Below are 625 nucleotides of genomic sequence, written 5' to 3'. Positions count from 1 at the left end.
TTGTTGACGCATTAAATACGGCTGTAAAGATGATAAATGAATAAATCCAAGCTCGTCCAATAATGGCTGACTTTTCCTTTTTGCATATCCAGGCTTCGTCTCAAATAGGTCAAAAAAGCAATCGACATCGTTTTAAACTCCGTGATGATTGATGCTTCATAAAAATCAATATGTAGGAAAGTAGTAACATAGTTTTATAGCTTTTTAATAGGATCATCCGGTCAAGGAGGAGTTAGCATGAATAGACAAGAGTATGAAAAAATAAAAGCTCAGTCTTTAAAATTGTTTGATAAGGCCAATATCATTTTGACAGAAGAAGAGAAAAATTTCCTAGAGGTAGCAGACTTTGGACTAAATAAAATTGAGGATACAGGATTGCAATTGATTACATATGTAAACACGGATCTGGTCTGTGCGAAGGAACTGGCCTTGCTGCCATATCAAACTTGTCCGGAACATAAGCATCCAAAAAGGGATTTTGATGAAGGAAAAGAAGAGACGTTTAGATGTCGATACGGAACAGTATATTTATATGTAGAAGGTGAAGAAGCAAAAAATCGTAAAATGAATCCGCCGCAAGGGGATGAAAAGTACTATACTGCATTCAATGAAGTTATTTTAAAGC

The 625-nt window shown here is 35.4% G+C and carries 1 pseudogene; it reads left to right on the top strand.

The features are described from left to right. Positions 1-237: 237 nt before the first annotated feature. Positions 238-625: pseudogene (locus V7266_RS30155) on the top strand (D-lyxose/D-mannose family sugar isomerase); the annotation flags it as partial.

The organism is Neobacillus drentensis, assembly GCF_036965645.1.
Classification (GTDB): domain Bacteria; phylum Bacillota; class Bacilli; order Bacillales; family Cytobacillaceae; genus Neobacillus; species Neobacillus drentensis_D.
The sequence above is the reverse complement of the archived record's forward strand: the minus strand, read 5'-3'. Positions and strand labels throughout refer to the sequence as shown.